Below are 18,151 nucleotides of genomic sequence, written 5' to 3'. Positions count from 1 at the left end.
CTGTACAGTTTCGTTAGGAGCCGTAGCTGGACAATACAACGTGTTTTTAATGCAAATTACTTACCTTCTGTTATCTAGTTTTGAAGGAATAAAAATTTCTTCTTGCAATTTCTAGAGAATATATTATAATAATATTTGTCTCTAAGAATTAGTCTGTTAATCTAAGAAGATTCAGGCAGCAATCTTGTATCTGGTAATGATGGCGAAAAGGTCACACCCGTTCCCATTCCGAACACGGAAGTTAAGCTTTTCAGCGCCGATGGTAGTTGGGGGTTTCCCCCTGTGAGAGTAGGACGTTGCCAGGTTCTTATTGTTCCGCAGTAGCTCAGTGGTAGAGCACTCGGCTGTTAACCGAGCGGTCGTAGGTTCGAATCCTACCTGCGGAGCCATTTTAAAGGAGAGCTGTCCGAGAGGCCGAAGGAGCACGATTGGAAATCGTGTAGGCGGGCAAAACCTGTCTCAAGGGTTCAAATCCCTTGCTCTCCGCCATTTACTTTCTTACTTAAATGGCCCGTTGGTCAAGCGGTTAAGACACCGCCCTTTCACGGCGGTAACACGGGTTCGAATCCCGTACGGGTCACCATTCATATTCGGAGGATTAGCTCAGCTGGGAGAGCACCTGCCTTACAAGCAGGGGGTCGGCGGTTCGATCCCGTCATCCTCCACCATATAAATTTCATTATATTCTCATCGTCGCGGGGTGGAGCAGTCTGGTAGCTCGTCGGGCTCATAACCCGAAGGTCGCAGGTTCAAATCCTGTCCCCGCAATAATAAGTGGTCCCGTGGTGTAGCGGTTAACATGCCTGCCTGTCACGCAGGAGATCGCGGGTTCGATTCCCGTCGGGACCGCCATTTTTATTTACATAATGTATGGCTCAGTAGCTCAGTCGGTAGAGCAAAGGACTGAAAATCCTTGTGTCGGCGGTTCGATTCCGTCCTGAGCCACCATTATTGCCGGTGTAGCTCAGTTGGTAGAGCAACTGACTTGTAATCAGTAGGTCGTGGGTTCGACTCCTATCGCCGGCACCATTTTTATCTATTTGAATATGTGGAGGGGTAGCGAAGTGGCTAAACGCGGCGGACTGTAAATCCGCTCCCTCCGGGTTCGGCGGTTCGAATCCGTCCCCCTCCACCATTTATTCACTTAGGGGCATAGTTTAAAGGTAGAACTACGGTCTCCAAAACCGTCAGTGTGGGTTCGATTCCTACTGCCCCTGCCAATCTTACAATGGCGATTGTGGCGAAGTGGTTAACGCATCGGATTGTGGTTCCGACATTCGAGGGTTCGATTCCCTTCAGTCGCCCCATTTATTTTTGAAAGATTATGTGTTACAATTATAAATATCATTGGGCTATAGCCAAGCGGTAAGGCAACGGATTTTGATTCCGTCATGCGAAGGTTCGAATCCTTCTAGCCCAGCCATTTTTGCGGAAGTAGTTCAGTGGTAGAATACAACCTTGCCAAGGTTGGGGTCGCGGGTTCGAATCCCGTCTTCCGCTCCAAGGTAAAGTTCAATATTATATGGCGGCATAGCCAAGTGGTAAGGCCAAGGTCTGCAAAACCTTTATCCACCGGTTCGAATCCGGTTGCCGCCTCCATATCATGCCGGTGTGGCGGAATTGGCAGACGCGCACGACTCAAAATCGTGTTCCTTCGGGAGTGTCGGTTCGACCCCGACCACCGGTATCAAAAAGCCTTATGGGAGAAGCTTTCTACACTATTGTAGAAGGCTTTTTTTCTTTTCATCGCACACTATTACTAGGTACAAAATATTGTGCTATGTGTCGTGTATGAAGGGAGAAGAGCAGCTATGAGCAGAAGAAAAAATGAACTCACTTATAGTGAATTAGAAAACATTCAAGGTGCGGTTATTAATCATCAGTATAGTTTTGATGAATTAATGGAGTTACACAAAGATGATTGTGTCATTAGAAACCTAAGACCTCACACAATCAAATTTTATCAAAATGAATTGAGAGCCTTTAAGGGTACTCTAAATGGCTTAGGTATTAATCCAAATTCGGCAACAATAAATAGTGCGATAATCAAAAGAGTAATTAGAGATATGCAAGAAGCAGGTATTAAAGCGACTACGATCAATACACGAATCAGAGCTTTAAAGGCATTCTACTCTTTTTGTTATCAAAATGGATATATAAAAAGTAATCCGACAAAAGATATTCATTCACTTAAAACTAGAAAGCCTGTGATTGAAACATTTAGTATTGAGCAAATCGAAAGCCTTTTGAAAGCGTGTGATCTCAGAACATTTATTGGGGTGCGTGATTACACAATTATAATGCTATTCATTGATACTGGAATTAGGGCGAATGAATTAATAGGTATTAGGGTAGAAGATGTAAACTTAAAAGAGGGAACAATCCTTATACGCAATACAAAGACTTATTTTGAACGTACTGTGCCAATTCAAAAGAAGATGAAAGACCAACTGAAAAAGTGGCTTAGTATTAGAGGTGTTGCTGATGATAAAGAATTATTCATTACACTTGATGGAACAGCACTAAGTAAAAGACAAGTTCAAACTCGTGTTTCTATCTATGGGAAGAAAGCTAATATTACAAATGTTAGATGTTCACCCCATACCCTAAGACATACATTTGCTAAGTTGTGTGTTATGAATGGTGCGAATGTATTTCAGTTGCAACAAATACTAGGGCATACTACCTTAGATATGACAAAAACGTATGTAAATTTGTTTAGCAAGGATGTTCAAAAAGGTCATAATAAATTCAGTCCATTAAATAATATCTAGTTTTCTTTTAGTAATTGAATTATTCACGACCCTTATCTCCGATGGTCTATTATATCTATAATATATCTAAGTCGAAAAGGGTCGTGAAAATTAAAACACTATAAACAATATTGTTAGAGTATTTCTTTACTCTGCTAAAGTGGGTGTTATACCCACTTTACAAATAGAGAACATTTCTAAGAATAACAATGATATAAAGGAATCGTAACAGATTTCGGAGCTGTTCTTGGAACGGTTCTAAAAATCAACCCTAGAGGTCACTAAAAGATTAGTAAATTTCACCCCCTTTTACACCCTCCTTTGCCTCCCCATATTCATAGGGTATTACATCCACCTTTGCATACGAAAAAAGAATAATTAAAATACAATAATTAAAAATAAAAGAATTAATAAATAAAAAAGAGAGTGGACAAAAATCATCCATTCTCTTTTTCTTTTTCCATCTCTTTTCTTAACAAAGTCTCAATATAAACACTCATAGACATACCAATACTTTTTGCTTTTTCTTTAGCAAAAGTAGAGACTTCTTCAGTTAGACCAATAGTGACCTTCTTCTTATTTACAAAAGCCATAAGATCAACTCCAAAAATTATTTTATCTAGATACTTGAAAGTTACGTAACTTTGTAGTAGTATTTAATTACGGATAAGTTACGTAACTTTTATGTGAATTATACCATAAATTAATGTTTAGTTCTAATACATCTAGGAGTGGCGACAATGGAAAAAATAGTTCTTTACAAAGCAGAGGATATTTTTGAACAAGGAAACTTACATATGGCTAATAAACTAAAACACTTCGGAAAACAAGGACAAGCAGTGGTTAAATATATAATCACTAAACTGCGCAAGTATCGTGGTGAGTTCTTTGAGTGCAATGAAACTATTGCTGAGAATGTAGGCTGCTCTGTGCGTACAGTTCAAAATGCCATCAAACGTGCTGAACAATTAGAAATCTTTGTTGTCTCCTCTCGTAAAGAAAAAACTTTAAACGGAAAGTTTCGCCAAACCTCAAATAAAATTCAACTTTTATCATTTGAAGCAATTGGGATTGTTAAGGAAGTAGTGGAAGAAGTACGCACAGTTACATCTAAAGTTGTGAAAAAAGTGGCTAATAAAGTAAAAAAGGTAGTAGCCTATAAGAAAGAATACCGTTCTTCTATGGGATATCAAAATACATATAGCACATCGACTAGAAAAGAAATTGTACCTAAATGGTTAAAAGAAGAATATAAACCTCCAGTAATGACTAATGAAGAACAGGCAGACTTTAAAAGAAGAAAAAATGAACTTCAAAAGATGCTAAGAGAAAAATATAAAAAATAAAAAGTGTTTTAAACGTTTTAAACATTGCTTTTTTATGCGAAATGCTTTATAATTATTTACTTTATTTTCCATTTAAGGTGTGTTATCCTCTTAAAAAAGGAGAGATAATAATGAAAAATATGGAAGATAAAAAAGTGCGATATGGAAGAACTAGGGTTAAGAGGGAAATGAAGAAGAAAATAAGAAACAACAAATTCTCTGATGTGCTAAAAACTATTGATGATTTGGGCTTAGACTTTGAGAATGATAGTGAAGATAGCCAACAGAAAAATAAAAACTGATTCCGAAACCTTAGATCCCCAGGTTCGTGTCGTGGTTTTCTCCAAACGAACAATTTCACGTCTGTGCTGATGTCAAAACCATCAAAATCAACTCAAATTTACTGAATTTTCTATTTTATTATTGAAAATTCTTATTTTTTTTGCACATTTTATGTTAATAAAACTGCTTTCAGATTATATAAAGGTTGAAGGGGAAGATAGGAGAAGAAAATATCCACTGGTGAAATTTCTTAACTGTACATTACGAACCTTTTCAAATTAGATAATTAAATTCACAGGAGGAATAAGTATGGAAGAAATTTTAGTTGAGAATGTAGGCTATATTTGTTTGTTAGTCTTTTTAATAGTGAGTTTTCCTAGAGAAAATAAGGCAAACCGTTGATTAATTTTAAATTAACACAAAAAGGAGATTACTAATATGAGCAAGAAAAGAATTTTCAAAAAATCCTTAGCAATTAATTTAATTCAATATGGATGTAATTTAGTTGATATTGAAAAACATAGAGAACATAAACACCTTGATATTTATGTTTTTCAAAACAATTTTTTATTACAAGAAGCATTAGCCCATTTTGGTTAATGTTTCTTTGTTATTTATTCATAATTTTCAAACACTTATTCACGACCTTTTATACCCAAGTCAAAAAAGGGTCGAGAATCATACTAAAAAAAGATATTTACTAAGACAAACAATACAAAGGAGAAAACATACAAAATGATTACAGTAACATTAAAAGAAGCATATGAATTAATTAATAAAAAAGAAGTAGGTTCAGTATCTGGTAAAATGAAAGCGAAAATGCTTAGAGATATTGAACAAAACTACGGTTCTTATGAAATAACTGGCGAAGGGAGAGCAATGAGAATCACTTTTCCTTATAGTGAAAACAAAGAAGTAGTCAAAACTAGAAAAATACGAGAAGACCGACAAGAAAATATGGATAAAGTTTTACATTACCTTTGTCAAAATTATTGGTCAGTTGATTTTATGACTAATGAAGAATTAGGGATGGAACTAGATTTACATCCTTCTACAGTGTCTAATATCATTTCAAAGTTTAGAAAAATCGGATATTTAGTGCCTAAATTAGAAAAAGTTAAAACACCTTACTATAATTTGCGAACACAAGATTGGGATTCTTATATGCGTGATGTTAATGAAAACACATATTATTATAAGCGTTTTGGTATTCCAGTAGCAGTTTCTCATAATGTATGGAAAGACTATTGGCAATGGCAATCAGATTGGATTGATCACCATTACGAAGATGATTTAGGCGCACACGCTGATAAAGATGTGAAAAATGATAGTCGTAGTGAGTTCAAAAGGTTAAATGGATTTGAAATCATTAAGAAACACACTAGAAAACCAAATGCAGTTGTTATGGAACAATTAGGATATGGAATACCACCTTGTCCATTTGAAATTATTGAAGAGATTGCTTTTGAAAGATTTTCAATTGATACAGTAGAAGATACTAGAGAAGTGGAAGATACTACATCTATTACTGAACCAACAGAAATAAGTGTTACTGGATTAAACTTAGTACGTGGTTTGATTCCTCTAGATAGTGAGCCGAATGGCTTTGGGAGACAAGTAAATATTAAATCAGAAGTGCTACCATACGATGAAATGGTGGCACTTTCTTTATGAAGACAAAAGGAGAAAGTTAAAATGGATATTTTGGATTTATTTGAAATGGAAAATTTAAAAATGGTGAGAGATAACCAAGAATTATTAAATAGCAGATTGGCAGAAAGAGAGCCACTAATGATTACTGCTCTTTGGTTTATGATGAAAGGATTTGAGTTTTCTACTATTGGATTGTTAGAAAGTTTGAAGGAATATCAAGAAATTAAAGAAGATTCTAAAGGGTTACTGAGTAACGGATTAAAAATCAGCCCTAGAGGTTGTTTGCCACACTCTGATAACAAAGCTTTACTTTTAAATATGAAGAAGAGAAATGATGAACTAAAGAAGGAATATGAACAAATTAGATTAGATGTAGAAACAGTATGTGAAAAAGCACTAATTATAGCTGGATTAAAGGAGATTGTTTAAATATGAATAAATTAGAAATGGTTAATATGAAAAAGTTAATGGATAACACAGAAGCATTGGAGCATCTTTATTTGGTGTCACCTTCACAATGTACAATGATTCAAGAGGTTGCAGAAGCTCTCAAAATACTTTCTAAGGAGTTTGATAGGGAAGTAGAAGGTAAAGTGATTGAGAATGATGAAAAGCTTCAAGTGATGACATTAGAGTATTTTAAAGCGTGTAGAAATGCAGAAGAGATTTTTTCTAATGCAGTGAAGTGTTGTGAATTAACTGGTTTTAAATTTTAGTCAGTTTAGTCTACTTGCTGAATAAGGAGACTAATAGTGCCAAAGGAGAATTTAATCCCGTTCTGAAAACAGAATTGAAAAAGAAAAAAGGAGAAAAGAAAATGAAGAGACAAGAGGTATTATACAAAAAATTGGTTGAGTGGGGAAATACTTTAGCAGAAGGATTACAAAAGGATGAAATGAATATTTTCTTTGATAGTTCAGATGAAGATGGTTGGTTGTGTTATTTGGTATGTTGCTATGTCCGAAAGGAACTAAAATTAACACCCCCTACTGTTATCGGTTATTCAAGAAGATTAACTGGTGGCTCAGAATATTCTAAGGTAATGGCACTAGATGAAGAGAAAGCTAAAGAAGGATTCTTTACATTTGATGTACCAGTTGCAGATAATTTTCCTTGCGTAGATTATATTAAATTAGCTATCGACAATCATTTAAATCACACTGAGATTACAAAGTGTGAGAGAACGAATATAGATGCTATTTGTGGTACAGACAAAGGTACTGGCAAACTTAAAGATAATTATAACCTAAATAGTGTACACATCCTTCTAGCGTGCTTGAATGCTATTGGTTGTGATATTCTAGATGACATTGTGAAGAAGGATCTAAAGCAATATAAAAAAGACGGAAAAATAGGCTTTAGAATTTTCTATGACTTGCTTTCGGTTGGGGATTGTGATTACAGCACTTTAACTGGCGGAAAAAAACAAAATCTAGCTTTTGGTATAGAAAGTGTTGCAGGGAAAAATAAAGAATATGTTCACACTAGAAAAAACTGGGCGAAGCGATTAGGTATAGAGAACATTCACATTAACGAAACCTTTATTAACATAGAAAAAACAGGTTCATTAGTGTTTGGTCTGGAAGATAGTAGTGATTGCAGAGTATTTCATATTAAAAGGTTAATTAAAAAACTTGGTGGCAATTTAGACACATATCCAAACAAAGGGAAATACTATTATTTGAGTAAGGCTGCTGTTAAAAAAGAGAAGGATAGTTTAGTGCAAGTTTATTTGAATAACAGTGTTGATCGTAAAAAACATTATGGAGAAAAAATAGCAAGAACATTTGTTATTTGAAAATAATAGTAAAAAAACTAAAAAATTTAGTTTTATTTGTTAACAAATTCGACTTCAAACCACATAAAAGGTGTAGGGAAGTTATCTCACTTTCTTTAATACTTTTTTCTTTTTCTTGCTCTAATGAGCGAATTTGATTATCTAATTGTTAGCAAAGGTTTTTCTTCTACCTTTGCTAAAAACTATAACTCTTTTTGACCTCCAACATTATCAGTTGTAGTTTTTAGCGTGGGTAGAATTAAAGGCACTATTAAGTGTCTTTTTTTTATTTGATTGCATTTTCTTATTTTTATGTCAATCAAAAGAAAATTAAAAAGGAGATCAAGAATAATGATTACGGTGAATTATAAGGCTATTAATCAATTACTAGATAGAACGCTAAAAGAAAAGAACTATAAAAATAGAACTCAATTATTTCAGATATTAGCATTCAAAATGAATATTTCTCATCAACATTGTTGGCGGTTAATTACCAAAAGAGAAATTCACAGCATTCATCAATTAAATGCATTGGCAGATGCTTTAGGGGTTGACGTGAATGATCTAATCTCTATTGAAATATCTGAAGATAATCATATGCCAATTGTACAAATTTATTAAGAAAGGAAGTTCAGAAAGTGGATTTAAAGATGCTTAAAGAAAAAAAGGCTGAACTAGCAAGTAAATTAGAAGACGAAATGCGTTCGGCAGCTTTCAATACTGAAGAAGTTGAACAATTAATTACTGAATGTGAAAAATTAGAACAAGAAATTCGTAGTTTCGAATCTATCGAAACAATTAAACAAGAGAAAGAGGAAATCAAAATGGAAAAACACACAAATGTTATGGAAGAAGTACGAGCAATGCTTACGACTGGAGAGGGGTCAAAAGTTATTCCAACTACAATTGCAGAAGCAGTAATCGCTAAATTAGAAGAAAAATATTCTTTCTTTGCTGAAATCCCAGTGATTAGTGGTGTAGGTAAAATCGAAGTTCTTAAAGAACTTAACCCAAAATCAGCAGAATTTTATGCAGAACTAGGCGAAATCGCTTTAGCTGATGAAGAGTTCGAAAAAGTTGAACTAGGCTTAAAACGTGTAGGTTCAGCAATCCAATTAACTAAAAACTTCGTTTACAACGCTCAACTAGATGAATCTTATTTCGTTGACAAATTAGCAGAGCGTATCGCTCGTAAAATTGCTGTAAACCTTGTATTAGGTACTGGCGATGAAACTAACTTCGATGGTCTAGTAAACCTTAAAAACGAAGTAGTAACTAAGGCTCAAGGTGCTTTATCACTAGACGATATTATTAAAGCAGTAGCTTCTTTACATCCTTCTGTATTAGCTAACGCAAAAGTAATGGTAGCACGTTCTACATTTCAAGAAATGGCTCAATGGAAAGACGGAAACGGAAACCTATTAATGGTTCGTGAAAAGAATGCACAAAATGAATTTGTTTACAAAATCGTAGGGTTAGAGGTAGTTATTAATGACGCTGTGCAAAGCGTAGCATCTGGCAACCGTCCAGTATTCATTGTAAACCCTGCACTTTGGAACAAACGTGTTGAGCAAGAAATTCAAGTTGAAAAAATTGCTGATGTAGAAGGCGCTCGTAAAGGTGTATACACATATGTTGCTGATATGTTCGCAGATGTGAAAGTTGTAGATGAGCAACAAGCAATTGCAATCAAAATTAAATAGTTCCAAGGCTTATTTTTTTTGTCAAAAAAGGGAGAGTGACACTTCTAAGGTGTTGTTCTCCCTTATTTTTTTTTATTTACAATTAAAGAATAGGAGATAATAAAATGAAATTAAATAGATTTCAAAAAATGGTTTTAGGTAAAGACCTTGCAAAGAACATTGAAGATCGTAATAGAAACTATGTATCATTCTTTGGTGGCGGTGGTATTTTTCAACGAGCATTTCAAGAAGTGTCAATGGGTGAATTACTTTCCATTCCTACTGCCAGAAAATTAGTTGAACAAATTAGTGGTACAATGGCTTCTTTTGATGTAGTTATTTTTAAGGCTGATACCAAGTTAGGTAAAGTGAAGACAAATGATTACAGACACAAATTACTAAACAAAGAATCTAATCCGTTTCTAGGTTCATACCAATGGAAAAAGACTGTTGCAACTGATCTTCTTTGTAAAGGACACCATTACTCTTACATTAAACGTAAGGGGAACAAAATTGTTGGTTTCTATCCAGTTACTAATGTTATGGTTTCATATGCTTATGATGATATGGGTTTGCCTATTCACCAAGTTATTGAAGCTACATTGAACAACAAAAGAATCAAAGGCGATTATACAGATTTCTTTATTCTAGAGAATCCAAACGGTGGGGTTCTAGCTAATGCAACTATACTACGTCAATTGCTGTCAGAACGAAATGCAATGAGTGAAGCTTTGGAAAATGGCTCATACGTGGATAAATATCTTTCTGCGGAAGGTCGCTTATCTGAATCTACTTTAGAAAAGTTGAGAAGTTCGTGGGATAGTAATTATAGTGGTAACAATCGTTCTAAGCGAACAGTTTTATTAGAAGAGGGATTGAAACTCAACACGATTGATAATAATAATCCTTTAATCCAAATGATTGAGGCCTGGGAAAAAAGAGAGTTAAAACAAATATCGCTGCTTTTCGGTCTGCCGAATACACAAACTTTAGAAAGTGTGAATGTATCTGTTAAACAGTTAGGAACATTATTGCTTCAGCAAGTGTATATGCCGATGTGTGAGCATATTGAATCCGAGATCGAGCGTCAGTTACTCTTAGAATCAGAGAAGGATAATCTTATTGTGGAGTTAGATACCACTTCATTGGTACGATTGGATGAAACCGAGAAGGCTGAAACTTATGGGAAATTATTTAAAGACGGTATTTTTTCTAAGAACCAATTGAATGATATGTTATTACTTCCAAGAGAGGAACACGATTATTACTATCACACTCAGGCTAGTGTGTTGATGTATAAAGAAGAGATTGATAAGCAATCAATTGTAGATAGAACAATAGTAATGAATACATTGGCAACAGAACAGCAAAGTAAAACAAATCAAGATCAAGAAATAAATAATAAAAAAGAAAATATAATTGTTTCAAATAGTAATGATATGGAAGATAAAGAGAATATTGTAGAGCAAAAGGATGGTAAGAAGGATCAGGAGGAATAACAAACAGCGTAATACCCCAATGTCTTATTTTAACGGGGGGGTATTTTAGAAGGCTTCACAGTACCCGATGAGTCTTGCTTACAACAAATCAATTTTTCAAAAAGTAAGTCAAAAAAGCCCAGAAGCCTATTATATCAAGGTTTCTGAGCTTTTTTTAGTCCCGAAATCTTTCATAATCTTACATCTAAGAAAGGAGAATACGCAAGTGTCAAAAAACGCTACCTATACTAGAAAAAGTAGAATCCGCAAAATGTTAAAAGACCGATTTCTCATAGAAGAGAATGAAATGATTGAGGAAATTATTGAGAATCTAGTTAGTGAATATATTAACCTTCATCATATTCAGAAAGCAATTGATGAGAATGGAACAACAATGATTGATAGATATGGCTCATTGATTCCAAGTAAATTATTAGATGCACGTAAAAATATACAATCAACTATTAAAAATCAAACAGAATTATTAGAAAAACTAACTGAGGGCATCCGAGAAAATCAAACCCAACTTCAAACGACAAAGGATGACCCAGTATTAAAAGCGTTAGGATTGGTGTGAAAATGGAAAATATCAAAATTAGTCACGAAATTAGAAGTATTAATGAAAACAAAATCACTATGTTTATTCCTACAAACACGAATAGTAAGGTTCTGTATCATCCTAAACATAAAGTTTCTTTCGTGGAACAAATAGATCATCAAGGAATGATGACAGCTTTAAAAGAAAATCCTAAAGGTTTGAAGGTACATTTAGAGCATAATAAATTAATCAACATTGCAAAAAGAGTTGAATATCGTGAAGTAGAGAATGGTATTGAATTTGACGTTGTTTTAAACGAAGGCTGCGATGAATTGAGAAAAAAAGTAGAAGCGAATGAATTACAAGTGTCGTTTGGCTTCAAAGCTTTGGAAGATACGTGGAATAAAGCAATGAATCTGTATCATCGAGTTGTAGAGAAACTAGAGTTATTCGAGATTTCCTTAGTTGAGAACCCAGCCTATGCTTCAAGTTTTGCTGAATGTCGTTCATTAGATGAAATGTTAATGGAAGAGCAGAGAGTTCGTATTAAAGCTAAATATCATCTACTGAAACTAAAGGGTGATTTGTAATGATGTATTTACGTCAAGGTAAGAGTAGCGTTGAAATAGGCGAACTAAGAACAAAAATTGATATTTGTGTAGAAGGAACGGAGATAGATAGAAAAAACGGTATTCAGAAAACTGTATACAATTCTATTCTAACTACAAGAGCAAAAGTTATTGGTGAGAGTGGTAAAGCATTTCTAGGTGCAGATCGTGAACTACACCAAGTTAGAAAGAGAGTATTTTTACGCAAAAGAAGAAATCTTCAATTGACCGAAAAGCACTTTATTCGTTTAGAGGATGGATATGTATATAAAATATATAGCTTAAACGAGTATGATGTGATGTTTAATGAACTATTATTACAAAGGATTGAGCAGTAATGACGTTATTTGAAAAGGTTTATACAGCTTTAGAGCCATTGGAGATTCCAGTGGTTCTTTCTTTTTATAGAGGGAGTGCGAAACAGTATGTTACTTTAACTGTTTATGCTGAAGAAGACTTTATGGTATTTGACAATGAAAATCAAGCTGAACTATATAAGTTTAAAGTTACTTATTGGAGAGAAGCGAATGAAAAGGATAACTCACAAGCTATCAAAAAGCTAATGAAAAATGCAGGGTTTCGCTTTATGTATTCAGTGGATATTTTTGACGATGGTTATTTTGGCAAGGTCTTTGATTTTCAAGGCATTCTAACACTAGAAGAATTAGAAAAAGGAGAAAACTAATATGGAAACAAACGCTCAAAAATTCAAAATGTCTCGTACTTTTTTAGAGCAAGCAAATAGGGGTGCTCTACCTTCATTTTCTGAAGTGAATTTGGATTTTGTTAAACAATATCTATATGTGGATTTCGAAGACGATGATCTATTATTACAACTTTTAATTGAATCAGCAAGAGAATGTATTTTGTTCGAAACAGGATTAAAAGAAATTAGTGAACTAGACGGAAGCAAAATAGCATCAGTATTGGTTATACAAATGGTAAGTGATTTATATAATACACGTTCAACATTGGCAACTGATGTAAAAATTAATCAGAATCCCCTTTATACTCAAATGATTAAGAGTATTAGAGGGAGTTTTAAAGGTTACAAACTATAAGGAGGAAACAAAATGGCAAACAATAATAATTTACAGCTTAGTGTGGATTTAGCCTTAAATACTGGAGATTTTAAAAAAGGTATTAGCACCATTGATAAACAATTAAAATCAACTAGTAAACAGTTTGAAATTGCCACTGGTGGAGTTAAGAATTTTTCTAAAAGTACAGATGGTTGTAAAAAAGCAATTGAATTCTTTACTGAACAACAAGACGGCTTAAACAAAAAACTAAGCCTTCAAAGAAAAGAATTTAGTGAATTGGCTTCTGCTACTGACAAAATGAAAAAGAAGTTAGAAGGATTAGATACAAGCACAAAAGAAGGCGAAAAAGCCTTTTCTCGTTTAAGTAGTGGTATTCAAGATAACATTGGTAAAATGGCTCGTATGGAAACAGCTATTGCAGGAACAAAAGGTGCTATTGATAAAATGGAGCGTTCAGTTGATGACGCAAAAAGAGCTTTAGACGATTTATCAAACAGTGGCTCTAAAATGAGCAAATTTAAAAACGCTCTTGAAGATGCAGGTCTAGGTGCTTCAGATTTTGGTGATAAAATAGGTGATTTAGCTTCAAATATTCCAGGCTTGGGCGGTGTTATTGGTAGTGTAGCTTCAAGTTCAATTGGTAAATTTGGTGCAATGGGTGTTGGTCTAGGTGCATTGGTTGGTATTGCAGGTGGAGTTGTAACAGCAGTAGGGGCAATTGGTACAAAAGCTTATTCTGTTTCTAAAGAATGGGAAGGGGCAATGCGTACTATTGAAAATAGCACTGGTGCAAGTAAAAAAGTAGTTGCAGAGTTAAAAAAAGAACTAGATGAATTGGATAGTAGTGCGTGGTCTAGTGGTAAGTCTACTGGTGATTTAGCGTATGTAGTTTCTTTGGTTAAACAGCAATTGAAAGATGTTCCAACAGAAAAAATTGCAGAAGTTGGAGAACAAGCATTGGCTGTTGCAGATACATTCAACTTTGATGTAAATGAAGTTATCAGAACAACAGATTTATTGATGACAAATATGGGTCTTACAGCAGAAGAAGCTTTTGGCGTAATCATTTACGGTTGTCAGGAAGGTGCTAATGCAGAAGGTGATCTATTAGATACATTAACCGAATATTCATCTGCACTAATTGACAGTGGATTGACAGCACAAGAGATGGCACAAATGATTGTATTAGGAATGGACGAAGGTGCAATGAGTACCGATAAATTAATGGACGCAGTTAAAGAGTTCGGTGTTCAAGGTACTGAAAGCACAAAGTCATTTAAAGAAGAAGGTATTGACCAATTATCAAAAGGAACACAAGACTTATACCAACAATATTTAGATGGTAAAGTAACTGTTTCAGATGTTATGTTTAGTGCTATTAACGATTTAAAAGGTGTAGACAACCAAGTAGACCAAAATAAAATTGGTATGGCTCTATTCGGAACGATGTGGGAAGATACTGGTTCTAAAGCGATTCTTGCAATGGGTGGAGCAAAAGACGCCACAATTGAAACAGAATCAAAAGTAAAAGATTTAACTGAAAACGTATCAGAGAACCAAGAAAAATGGGAAGAACTTAAAACCAAAGGTAAAAAAGGTATGGAGGTTCTAGGAAGTGCTATTGAACCAGTAGTTGGTTGGGCTTTAGATCTTGCAAACGCTATTGCTGACGCAGTTGCGTGGGTTGGTGAACTTTGGGGTAAACTTAAAGATAGTAAATTTGTATCTGCCGTATCTTCCGCAGTCGGGGCAGTTGGCAACCTATTGGATGGTAAAAAGAGTATTGAGTTAGATGCAAACATCCCTTCTACAGTAAGTCTCCCTACAATCGAGCCAATAGAAATTGCTACAAAATATGATTTGGGATTCACAAGACAAAATGAAGAACTGAAGGCAAGATTGAGAAGCTTAGATTACAATTCTCCGAGATATTCGGCAGCTAGTGGCACATCGTTTACCAAAACTGTGAATGTTGTTACAGAATCAGAACAAGCAATAGTAAATACTCTGTTACAGCAAAATCAATTATTAGAAGCATTAGTAAACAAAACTAATACACTAGAAGCACAGTTATATATTGATGGCAAACAATTAAAGTCACATATGAATGTATTAGAAAAAAGACAAAACAGATTAGCAGGTGCATACTAATGAGTGGGTTTAAAGTAGATTTTCACGAATTAGAAGCAAAAATGAAGGAAATGGAACGGAAGATTCAAAAAGAGTTTGCCAATAAGGTACTAGAACCTGCTGGGGAAATTGTTGCAGAAGGTATTAAAGAGAGTATCATAAAAGATGATTTAGTTGACACTGGCAAACTTAGAGATTCAATTGGTGTGCATAGTCAAAGTGGGAATGGTACAAGATCTAAAATTAAGGTTGGTGTTCGTAAGGGAACAGATCAAGAGATTTTTAGATATGGAATGACACACAACTATGGATCAAAGCGTGGTCAATATCCTGCACATCATTTTATTGATAAAGGATTTCATCAAACCAAAGCAAAAGCCGAAAAGAAAGTAAAAGAGGTTATTCACAAGGTATTAGAATTGTAACGGAAAATGCAACTCTTTATATAATGATGGTTTCAATATTTAATTAACTACAACGGAAGTAATGAGACTAATAGAAAATCACAGAAATAATAGCTGTCTCTCTAGTAACAATCTGCTTTGGAAAATAATGAATATTATGGTATCTTATATACTGTTAGCTTCATAAGGTCATTATTCCATTTTGAGAGGGTAGAATGAGTTGAAACCTATAAATCTAGTATCTTTAATTAATGCAAAAAATTATTTAGAACCAGTAATTTATGAGAAGTATATAAATCATTTTGCTATCGAAATAAAAGATAGTGAAATTGAAGATTTAAATTCGTTAATGATTAAATTATATGAATTTCTAAAAGTGAAACACATAGATATATTTGATGGGTATTATGTTGGTTATACAATCAATCAAATTGGTAAAGAATTCGACCTTTTAAGATTTGGTGAAAATAATATTATTAATATCGAACTAAAAAAAGAGCATACTGGGGAAGAAAGAATAAAAAAGCAACTCTTGAGAAATAAATATTATCTAAGTTTTTTGGGTCAAAAAGTTTTAAACTTTACGTATGTCTCACAAGAAGATAAATTATTTTTTTTAGATGAATTAGATGAATTAAAAGAAGTAGAAATTACTTTTTTAGCATCTGAATTAATTGATCAGATACTAATTGAAATTGATGATATTGATAAAATTTTTAATCCTTCTATGTATTTAATATCACCATTCAATTCAACGGATAGATTTATTGAAAATGAGTATTTTTTAACTGAGTACCAAGAGGTAATAAAAAATAATATATTGAAATTATGTGCAAAAAAAGAGAATTGTTTTATTACACTGGAAGGAGCTGCAGGTACTGGTAAAACTCTTTTAACATATGATATTGCAAAAGAATTTATGAATATGTCAAAAAGGGTTCTTATTTTTCATTGTGGAATATTAAATAACGGTCATAATAAATTGATTATTGACTATAAATGGGAGCTTAAAGCAATAAAGGATTATAAAACTTGTAATATCAGTGATTATGATTTGATAATTGTAGATGAAACTCAGAGAATACGTAAGCGTCAATTAGAGAAATTAATTGATAATTGTAAGGAATCGAATGTAAAGTGCATTTTTTCTTATGATTCTCAACAAACTCTATCTAGTCAGGAAATTGAAAATAATATTCCTCAATTTATAAATGATCAAGTTGCTCCTAGCGCTTTTGCATTAACAGAGAAAATAAGAACGAATAAAGAGATTAGTGCTTTTATTAAGAATCTGTTTGATTTATCTAAAAGAAATCCGAATCAAGAATATTCTAATATCCACCTTCAATACTTTCAAACTAGTAAAGGGGCAAAATTGCATCTCGAAGATTTGAAAGAAAAAGGTTGGACAGTAATTAATTATACACCTTCGAGATATGATAGATATTCATATGATAGTTATCAAAGTGGATATAATGTCAGTACACACCAAGTTATAGGGCAAGAATTTGATAATGTTGTTGCTGTTCTAGATAAGCATTTTCTTTATCATCAAGATGGAAAACTTACAGTAGGTGGTTATGCAACTCCTCCACGCTACGATCAATTGAAAATGTTTTTTCAGATAATTACTAGAACTAGACAAAAACTTCAAATTGTAATCATTAATAATGAAAATTTACTTAAAGAATGTCTTAAGATTTTACACCCTGAGAGAAAATAAAATGATGATTTCATTTGGATATATTTGGTTTGTTGCTGAGAGCGTCTGAGACGAAATTATCTTTTGTTTAATGGGTAGTTGGTCAACTAATTTTAATGTAGAATGCCAAAATAGTTGTCTAATTCTTAGTCAGCCAGTGCAACTGTCCGACTAAATGGAAGTTTGTATGGTATAATTTAATTAAATAGTGTGCAATGATTTTTCATTGACTTTGAAATAAGGCTCTATACCAAGGGATTTAGACCATTAAGATTTATATCACGACTCAAAATCGTGTTCCTTCTGGAGTGTCGGTTCGACCCCGACCACCGGTATCATTAGATTAATCCATGCCAAGATTAATCGCTAGAAAAAGCTCACAAATGTTGTTAAATCAACGTTTGTGAGCTTTTTTTGTTTTTGTAGTAAACGATAGAAAACGATAGGTTTTGATTTCGTTTTACACAAATTTCACATAGGAAACATGCTGAGAATTGTATGCTATATAAGGATTTTTTATGTTCTAACACAAAGTCAATATAGTCCATGCAACGAAGCACATGTTTCAAGTAAACATCCGCTTTAATTAAATTAGCCACCTGCACAGTGTCATCTCTGAACATTTTCTGATGCAGAGTAAAGATTTTCTCGACAGTCTTACATTTGTCGACAATATTTCGGTCTGAATTTCATGAGAATCAGTCCAGAAATGAAAATAATCAGTCCAGATTTCAAGAAAATTAATCCCAATTTGCAAAAAATCGGTTCAACTGACT

20 protein-coding genes, 15 tRNA genes and 1 rRNA gene are annotated in these 18,151 nt (G+C 33.7%); 35 read left to right on the top strand and 1 reads right to left on the bottom strand.

Features of this window, described 5'->3' with window-relative positions; translation table 11 throughout:
* Positions 1-189 precede the first annotated feature (189 nt).
* The 17 genes from rrf to IEO70_RS02265 all read left to right on the top strand — a co-directional run bounded on the left by rrf (position 190) and on the right by IEO70_RS02265 (position 2,774).
* Positions 190-305, top strand: a 5S ribosomal RNA gene (gene rrf, locus IEO70_RS02345).
* A gap of 9 nt (positions 306-314) precedes the next feature.
* Positions 315-389, top strand: a tRNA-Asn gene (locus tag IEO70_RS02340).
* 7 nt (positions 390-396) lie between these two features.
* Positions 397-489 (top strand) — tRNA-Ser (locus tag IEO70_RS02335).
* 19 nt (positions 490-508) lie between these two features.
* Positions 509-583, top strand: a tRNA-Glu gene (locus IEO70_RS02330).
* A gap of 9 nt (positions 584-592) precedes the next feature.
* Positions 593-668, top strand: a tRNA-Val gene (locus tag IEO70_RS02325).
* Between the two features lie 26 nt (positions 669-694).
* Positions 695-768 (top strand) — tRNA-Met (locus IEO70_RS02320).
* Between the two features lie 8 nt (positions 769-776).
* Positions 777-852: transfer RNA gene (locus IEO70_RS02315), tRNA-Asp, on the top strand.
* Between the two features lie 20 nt (positions 853-872).
* Positions 873-948: transfer RNA gene (locus IEO70_RS02310), tRNA-Phe, on the top strand.
* A gap of 5 nt (positions 949-953) precedes the next feature.
* Positions 954-1,029, top strand: a tRNA-Thr gene (locus IEO70_RS02305).
* 21 nt (positions 1,030-1,050) lie between these two features.
* A tRNA-Tyr gene (locus IEO70_RS02300) sits at positions 1,051-1,135 on the top strand.
* 11 nt (positions 1,136-1,146) lie between these two features.
* Positions 1,147-1,220 (top strand) — tRNA-Trp (locus IEO70_RS02295).
* Positions 1,221-1,231: 11 nt separating this feature from the next.
* Positions 1,232-1,307, top strand: a tRNA-His gene (locus IEO70_RS02290).
* 41 nt (positions 1,308-1,348) lie between these two features.
* Positions 1,349-1,423, top strand: a tRNA-Gln gene (locus IEO70_RS02285).
* Positions 1,424-1,428: 5 nt separating this feature from the next.
* Positions 1,429-1,503: transfer RNA gene (locus IEO70_RS02280), tRNA-Gly, on the top strand.
* 21 nt (positions 1,504-1,524) lie between these two features.
* A tRNA-Cys gene (locus tag IEO70_RS02275) sits at positions 1,525-1,599 on the top strand.
* A 6-nt stretch (positions 1,600-1,605) separates the two neighbouring features.
* Positions 1,606-1,687 (top strand) — tRNA-Leu (locus tag IEO70_RS02270).
* A 124-nt stretch (positions 1,688-1,811) separates the two neighbouring features.
* A complete protein-coding gene (locus IEO70_RS02265) occupies positions 1,812-2,774 on the top strand; it encodes a tyrosine-type recombinase/integrase (protein WP_190996740.1) in 963 nt (320 codons plus the stop codon).
* A gap of 416 nt (positions 2,775-3,190) precedes the next feature.
* On the opposite strand, the gene IEO70_RS02260 is transcribed toward IEO70_RS02265, so the two are convergent.
* Positions 3,191-3,346: a hypothetical protein gene (locus IEO70_RS02260; protein WP_190996739.1), complete on the bottom strand. Its 156-nt coding sequence runs from the start codon at positions 3,344-3,346 to the stop codon at positions 3,191-3,193.
* A 147-nt stretch (positions 3,347-3,493) separates the two neighbouring features.
* Between IEO70_RS02260 and IEO70_RS02255 the strand changes: the two genes are divergently transcribed.
* From IEO70_RS02255 to IEO70_RS02170, 18 genes are all read left to right on the top strand, one after another.
* Positions 3,494-4,099 (top strand): helix-turn-helix domain-containing protein, encoded by a 606-nt coding sequence (locus IEO70_RS02255; RefSeq protein WP_190996738.1) that lies wholly within the window; start codon positions 3,494-3,496, stop codon positions 4,097-4,099.
* A gap of 110 nt (positions 4,100-4,209) precedes the next feature.
* On the top strand, positions 4,210-4,380 hold the full coding sequence (locus tag IEO70_RS02250; RefSeq protein ID WP_190996737.1) for a hypothetical protein: 171 nt from the start codon (positions 4,210-4,212) through the stop codon (positions 4,378-4,380).
* Between the two features lie 418 nt (positions 4,381-4,798).
* Positions 4,799-4,960 (top strand): hypothetical protein, encoded by a 162-nt coding sequence (locus tag IEO70_RS02245; RefSeq protein ID WP_190996736.1) that lies wholly within the window; start codon positions 4,799-4,801, stop codon positions 4,958-4,960.
* A gap of 135 nt (positions 4,961-5,095) precedes the next feature.
* Complete coding sequence (locus IEO70_RS02240) at positions 5,096-6,034, top strand: hypothetical protein (protein WP_190996735.1); 939 nt, start codon at positions 5,096-5,098, stop codon at positions 6,032-6,034.
* A gap of 21 nt (positions 6,035-6,055) precedes the next feature.
* Positions 6,056-6,442, top strand: coding sequence for a hypothetical protein (locus IEO70_RS02235; RefSeq protein WP_190996734.1), 387 nt, complete (start codon positions 6,056-6,058; stop codon positions 6,440-6,442).
* 2 nt (positions 6,443-6,444) lie between these two features.
* A complete protein-coding gene (locus IEO70_RS02230; RefSeq protein ID WP_190996733.1) occupies positions 6,445-6,729 on the top strand; it encodes a hypothetical protein in 285 nt (94 codons plus the stop codon).
* Between the two features lie 101 nt (positions 6,730-6,830).
* Positions 6,831-7,811 carry a hypothetical protein gene (locus tag IEO70_RS02225; protein WP_190996732.1) on the top strand — a complete coding sequence of 327 codons (981 nt, stop codon included), beginning with the start codon at positions 6,831-6,833 and terminating at the stop codon, positions 7,809-7,811.
* Positions 7,812-8,141: 330 nt separating this feature from the next.
* Entirely contained in the window at positions 8,142-8,411 is a 270-nt protein-coding gene (locus tag IEO70_RS02220) for a helix-turn-helix domain-containing protein (protein WP_190996731.1), read from the top strand.
* Between the two features lie 17 nt (positions 8,412-8,428).
* Positions 8,429-9,493 (top strand): phage major capsid protein, encoded by a 1,065-nt coding sequence (locus tag IEO70_RS02215; RefSeq protein ID WP_190996730.1) that lies wholly within the window; start codon positions 8,429-8,431, stop codon positions 9,491-9,493.
* A gap of 104 nt (positions 9,494-9,597) precedes the next feature.
* On the top strand, positions 9,598-10,971 hold the full coding sequence (locus IEO70_RS02210) for a phage portal protein (RefSeq protein ID WP_190996729.1): 1,374 nt from the start codon (positions 9,598-9,600) through the stop codon (positions 10,969-10,971).
* Between the two features lie 205 nt (positions 10,972-11,176).
* On the top strand, positions 11,177-11,527 hold the full coding sequence (locus IEO70_RS02205) for a hypothetical protein (RefSeq protein WP_190996728.1): 351 nt from the start codon (positions 11,177-11,179) through the stop codon (positions 11,525-11,527).
* A 2-nt stretch (positions 11,528-11,529) separates the two neighbouring features.
* Complete coding sequence (locus IEO70_RS02200; protein WP_190996727.1) at positions 11,530-12,078, top strand: HK97 family phage prohead protease; 549 nt, start codon at positions 11,530-11,532, stop codon at positions 12,076-12,078.
* The gene (locus IEO70_RS02195; RefSeq protein ID WP_190996726.1) at positions 12,078-12,434 is read left to right on the top strand and encodes a phage head completion protein; all 357 of its coding nucleotides are present in this window, start codon (positions 12,078-12,080) and stop codon (positions 12,432-12,434) included. Before IEO70_RS02200 ends, IEO70_RS02195 begins: the two co-directional genes overlap by 1 nt.
* A complete protein-coding gene (locus IEO70_RS02190) occupies positions 12,434-12,781 on the top strand; it encodes a hypothetical protein (RefSeq protein ID WP_190996725.1) in 348 nt (115 codons plus the stop codon). Before IEO70_RS02195 ends, IEO70_RS02190 begins: the two co-directional genes overlap by 1 nt.
* Position 12,782: 1 nt before the next feature.
* The gene (locus tag IEO70_RS02185) at positions 12,783-13,157 is read left to right on the top strand and encodes a head-tail connector protein (RefSeq protein WP_190996724.1); all 375 of its coding nucleotides are present in this window, start codon (positions 12,783-12,785) and stop codon (positions 13,155-13,157) included.
* 12 nt (positions 13,158-13,169) lie between these two features.
* A complete protein-coding gene (locus IEO70_RS02180) occupies positions 13,170-15,290 on the top strand; it encodes a phage tail tape measure protein (protein ID WP_190996723.1) in 2,121 nt (706 codons plus the stop codon).
* Positions 15,290-15,694: an HK97-gp10 family putative phage morphogenesis protein gene (locus IEO70_RS02175; protein WP_190996722.1), complete on the top strand. Its 405-nt coding sequence runs from the start codon at positions 15,290-15,292 to the stop codon at positions 15,692-15,694. Before IEO70_RS02180 ends, IEO70_RS02175 begins: the two co-directional genes overlap by 1 nt.
* A 199-nt stretch (positions 15,695-15,893) precedes the next feature.
* A complete protein-coding gene (locus IEO70_RS02170; protein WP_190996721.1) occupies positions 15,894-17,396 on the top strand; it encodes a DNA/RNA helicase domain-containing protein in 1,503 nt (500 codons plus the stop codon).
* Positions 17,397-18,151 lie beyond the last annotated feature (755 nt).

The sequence above is a fragment of the Peribacillus faecalis genome (genome assembly GCF_014712675.1).
GTDB classification, from domain to species: Bacteria; Bacillota; Bacilli; order Bacillales; family DSM-1321; genus Bacillus_AD; species Bacillus_AD faecalis.
This window is presented reverse-complemented; position numbering and strand designations above follow the sequence as displayed.

What these genes read in the sequence shown, in the direction of transcription:
- IEO70_RS02265 (WP_190996740.1), top strand. Translation starts at nt 1,812, where the DNA reads ATGAGCAGAAGAAAAAATGAACTCACTTATAGTGAATTAGAAAACATT.
- IEO70_RS02260 (WP_190996739.1), bottom strand. Translation starts at nt 3,346, where the DNA reads ATGGCTTTTGTAAATAAGAAGAAGGTCACTATTGGTCTAACTGAAGAA.
- IEO70_RS02255 (WP_190996738.1), top strand. Translation starts at nt 3,494, where the DNA reads ATGGAAAAAATAGTTCTTTACAAAGCAGAGGATATTTTTGAACAAGGA.
- IEO70_RS02250 (WP_190996737.1), top strand. Translation starts at nt 4,210, where the DNA reads ATGAAAAATATGGAAGATAAAAAAGTGCGATATGGAAGAACTAGGGTT.
- IEO70_RS02245 (WP_190996736.1), top strand. Translation starts at nt 4,799, where the DNA reads ATGAGCAAGAAAAGAATTTTCAAAAAATCCTTAGCAATTAATTTAATT.
- IEO70_RS02240 (WP_190996735.1), top strand. Translation starts at nt 5,096, where the DNA reads ATGATTACAGTAACATTAAAAGAAGCATATGAATTAATTAATAAAAAA.
- IEO70_RS02235 (WP_190996734.1), top strand. Translation starts at nt 6,056, where the DNA reads ATGGATATTTTGGATTTATTTGAAATGGAAAATTTAAAAATGGTGAGA.
- IEO70_RS02230 (WP_190996733.1), top strand. Translation starts at nt 6,445, where the DNA reads ATGAATAAATTAGAAATGGTTAATATGAAAAAGTTAATGGATAACACA.
- IEO70_RS02225 (WP_190996732.1), top strand. Translation starts at nt 6,831, where the DNA reads ATGAAGAGACAAGAGGTATTATACAAAAAATTGGTTGAGTGGGGAAAT.
- IEO70_RS02220 (WP_190996731.1), top strand. Translation starts at nt 8,142, where the DNA reads ATGATTACGGTGAATTATAAGGCTATTAATCAATTACTAGATAGAACG.
- IEO70_RS02210 (WP_190996729.1), top strand. Translation starts at nt 9,598, where the DNA reads ATGAAATTAAATAGATTTCAAAAAATGGTTTTAGGTAAAGACCTTGCA.
- IEO70_RS02200 (WP_190996727.1), top strand. Translation starts at nt 11,530, where the DNA reads ATGGAAAATATCAAAATTAGTCACGAAATTAGAAGTATTAATGAAAAC.
- IEO70_RS02195 (WP_190996726.1), top strand. Translation starts at nt 12,078, where the DNA reads ATGATGTATTTACGTCAAGGTAAGAGTAGCGTTGAAATAGGCGAACTA.
- IEO70_RS02190 (WP_190996725.1), top strand. Translation starts at nt 12,434, where the DNA reads ATGACGTTATTTGAAAAGGTTTATACAGCTTTAGAGCCATTGGAGATT.
- IEO70_RS02185 (WP_190996724.1), top strand. Translation starts at nt 12,783, where the DNA reads ATGGAAACAAACGCTCAAAAATTCAAAATGTCTCGTACTTTTTTAGAG.
- IEO70_RS02180 (WP_190996723.1), top strand. Translation starts at nt 13,170, where the DNA reads ATGGCAAACAATAATAATTTACAGCTTAGTGTGGATTTAGCCTTAAAT.
- IEO70_RS02175 (WP_190996722.1), top strand. Translation starts at nt 15,290, where the DNA reads ATGAGTGGGTTTAAAGTAGATTTTCACGAATTAGAAGCAAAAATGAAG.